The sequence below is a fragment of the Caldimonas sp. genome, from assembly GCF_046289365.1.
GTDB lineage: Bacteria > Pseudomonadota > Gammaproteobacteria > Burkholderiales > Burkholderiaceae_C > Caldimonas.
In genome coordinates this window covers 1-3,256 of sequence record NZ_JBKBVU010000269.1, presented here as the reverse complement: position 1 = coordinate 3,256, position 3,256 = coordinate 1, and the positions used below count along the sequence as shown (strand labels likewise).

Here is a 3,256-nt window from a genome sequence, read left to right as displayed (position 1 = left end):
CGGGGCACTCAGCCCAGTTCGCGCTGCAGCCTCAGGATCGCCTCGATGGTGCGGTTGCTCGCATCGGCAAACCGGCTGCCGGAGCCGATGTCTTTGAGCGCCTGGTCCATTCGGCCTGCATTCACGTGCTCGGCCACGGCCGAGAGGGTGCGATGGAACTGTGCATGCTCGTCCACGAGGCTGCGAAAGCTGGGCCGAGATCCCCAACGCGCTCCCCCCGGACCGTGCAGCCAGCGACCCAGCGGGCAGCGATCGTCGCGGCACAAGGTGTCAGCGTCGAGCTTTTCCTTCTTCGCAATGGCCTGGCGCAGTTTGACCTTCCAGCTCCGGTGCGCTTCGATGGCTTGCTGGAAATCGAAGTCCTCGGTGCGTTCGCCGACCAGATCGCTGCTGAGCTGGCGGGCGGCGGCTTGCGGCAGACGGAAGCGTTGCATGCGTTGCTGCAAATGCTCGGTGAGCTGCTTCATCGTTTGCGCGGCCGCGGCCGTTTCTTCGACCAAGGCGGCGTTTTGCTGTGTGCTGCGGTCCAGCTCTTGGGCGGCTTGCCCGATCTGCTCCACCCCCAGGGCTTGCTCGCGCGCGCCGGTGGCGATTTGGCCGATCACTTGGCCGAGATCTTGCGCGTCGCGTACCAGGGTTTCGATGGCTTGATGAGCCTGTGCCACGACGCGAGAGCCCTCGGTGGTGCGCTCGATGCTAGCCTGGATGAGCGACTTGATCTCACGGGCGGCCGAGGAGCTCCTTTGAGCCAAGTTGCGCACTTCGGAGGCGACCACCGCAAACCCGCGGCCGGCTTCGCCGGCGCGCGCGGCTTCCACCGCCGCATTGAGCGCCAGGATATTGGTTTGGAAGGCGATGCCGTCGATGGTGCCGATGATCTCACCAATGCGTTGAGCCGAGGACTCGATGCCGTTCATGGTGTTTACCACCTGCTGCATGACGCTGCCTCCGTCTGCAGCGGCCTTGGCGTTGCGTTCTGCAAGCTGGGCGGCTTTCTCTGCGTGGGTGGCCGTGGATTTCACGGTGCCAGAGATCTGCTCCATGGTGGCGGCCGTTTCCTCCAGGTTGGCTGCAGTGCGCTCGGTGCGTGCGGAAAGATCCATGGCGCCATTGGCGATTTCCTCGGCAGAGTGGGTGATCTCATCGCTGGTGTCTCGCACGTCGCGCACCATCGCCCGTAAGGACTCCTGGGTGACTCGCAGGTCGTTCATCACCCGTGCCGCTTCGTCCTTGCCCCAAGGCGTGGGCTGGGTGGTCAGGTCACCGTTGGCCATGGCCTTGATGTGCTTGGAGATCTCCCGCAGACCGCCGTCGACCACCAGAAAGAAGGAGTAGATGAAATACACCGCCAGCAACAAGCTGATCGACAGCAGGGCCAAAAAGGCCAAGAGATGATTGGCCAGCGCGCCTTTCTCGACCTCGACGGCGTGAGCCAGTTGGCCGACGAGTTCGTCCTGGAGCTGCTTGATCGCCTCGATCGCCTGTGTGCCCAATTGCAACACCTGGGCTTCGCCGGAGGCTTGGGCGCCTTCGCGGATCAAACGCTCCACCGCCTGCAAGGCGGCCGCGGACCGGGTGAGGCCCTGGTGCTCTTCGATTCGGGCCAAGGTGTGTTCCAGACCGGCCAAGCGCTCTTGAACGGATGCGCTGGCCGCGGCGACGATGGGCGCGGCTTCGTCTTGAGCGACACGGCCGGACTTGGCGGCCGCCAAGGCGCCGCGCATGCGGGCCACCTGGTCGGCCAGGCGGGGAAGCTCATGCACGGCGGCATACCAAGTGTCCTGGATGTGATCCCAAAGAGAGTAGCGCAGGCGCGAGTGGTTGCTCGTGATCGACTGCCAGGCGTAGAAGCGATCGAGCCAGGCGTTGTGGCGTGCAAACACCTCCGTGGGGGCGCCGCTCATGGGCACCTCATCCAAGCTGCGCACCAGGGCTTGCCAGGCATCGCGCACGTCGGCCCATTCGGTTTGCTGCACCAAGCCGTTCAATTGGGCCGTGACTTGCTTCAAGGCTTGGTCGTTGCTGGCTGCCGAGGCGGTGCCTGATTGCCCAGCCGCCGCCAAGCGGCGGCGTTCCAGCACCAGGTGGTGGACCTCGATGCTCTGCTGGAGCAACTGCGTGCCCACGGCGTGCCGGGACAGCGAATTCCACTCGAACCATTGTGCTTTGGCCGTCCACATCATCAGCACCAACAGGGGCAGCAAAAGCAGCCCGCTGACGATGGAGGCTTTCGTGTGGAATCGCAGATTGCGAAACCATCGCACTCCGATGGCCCAAATGCCATGATGGGCGAAAAAGCCCGAGATCGCCGCCTCGGGCTTGGGGGCTTGTCCGGGCGCTTCGGCGGTTTGCTTCATCAACACACTGCCAGATGGAGTGATTTGCATTATTGGTCTCCGTTGTTGTTTTTTTCGGGCCGATCAGGGCATCACGGATTCCGTGCACGCCAAGCCGACGCTGGGTGACAAAAGCAGGTTTTCGATGTCAAGCAAAATGAGCATGCGATCGCCGACCTGACCCAAGCCGGTGATGTAGCGCGCATCGACGGCGGCGGAGATTTCCGGCGCCGGGCGGATGTGCTCGGCGCTGAGCTCCGTGACGTCGCTCACCGCGTCGACGACGATGCCGACGACACGGTCCCGGAAAGTCAGGATGATGGACACCGTGAATTCGGTGTACTCGGCCTTGTCGCAGCCCAGGCGCATGCGCAAGTCGACGATGGGCACGATCACCCCGCGCAGGTTGAGCACGCCTTTGATGTGCGGTGGCGCGTTGGCGATGCGCGTGGGCTCTTCATAGCCTCGGATTTCCTGGACCTTCAGGATGTCGATTGCGTATTCCTCGCCGCCCAGGCGGAAGGTGAGGTATTCGCGGGTCGGGCCGGCCGACGGGCGCACCGCGCCTTGTCGCGCCGCCGGGGCTTGCAGGATGGTGGGAGGATGCATCATGCCCATAGTGGCTCCTGTTTCATGATCACACAGGTGTTCGGTGTCTTCGGCACAAAAAGGCGGGGACTTGAGCCCCTGTTGCTTCCGCAGGCTTGACTGGGCCTGCGGGAAGGGCGGTGTCGGGCTTCAAGCGGTGGCGCTGTGCTCTTGCAGCCGGAAGGTGGCCACGACCTGAGCCAGGCGCTGTGCCTGTTCGCGCAGGGACTCGGCGGCGGCGGCGGACTGCTCGACCAGGGCGGCGTTTTGCTGGGTCATCTGGTCGAGCTGGCCGACGGCTGCGTTGATCTGGCCGATGCCGTCGTTTTGCT

At 64.1% G+C, this 3,256-nt stretch carries 2 protein-coding genes and 1 pseudogene; all 3 read right to left on the bottom strand.

Translation table 11 applies throughout. The annotated features are described in order from the left end of the window. Positions 1 to 8 precede the first annotated feature (8 nt). A complete protein-coding gene (locus ACK42S_RS16735; protein ID WP_409710201.1) occupies positions 9 to 2,387 on the bottom strand; it encodes a methyl-accepting chemotaxis protein in 2,379 nt (792 codons plus the stop codon). A 33-nt stretch (positions 2,388 to 2,420) separates the two neighbouring features. Then, on the bottom strand, positions 2,421 to 2,954 hold the full coding sequence (locus ACK42S_RS16730) for a chemotaxis protein CheW (RefSeq protein ID WP_409710198.1): 534 nt from the start codon (positions 2,952 to 2,954) through the stop codon (positions 2,421 to 2,423). 120 nt (positions 2,955 to 3,074) lie between these two features. Further along, positions 3,075 to 3,256 (bottom strand): annotated as a pseudogene (locus ACK42S_RS16725) (methyl-accepting chemotaxis protein); the annotation flags it as partial.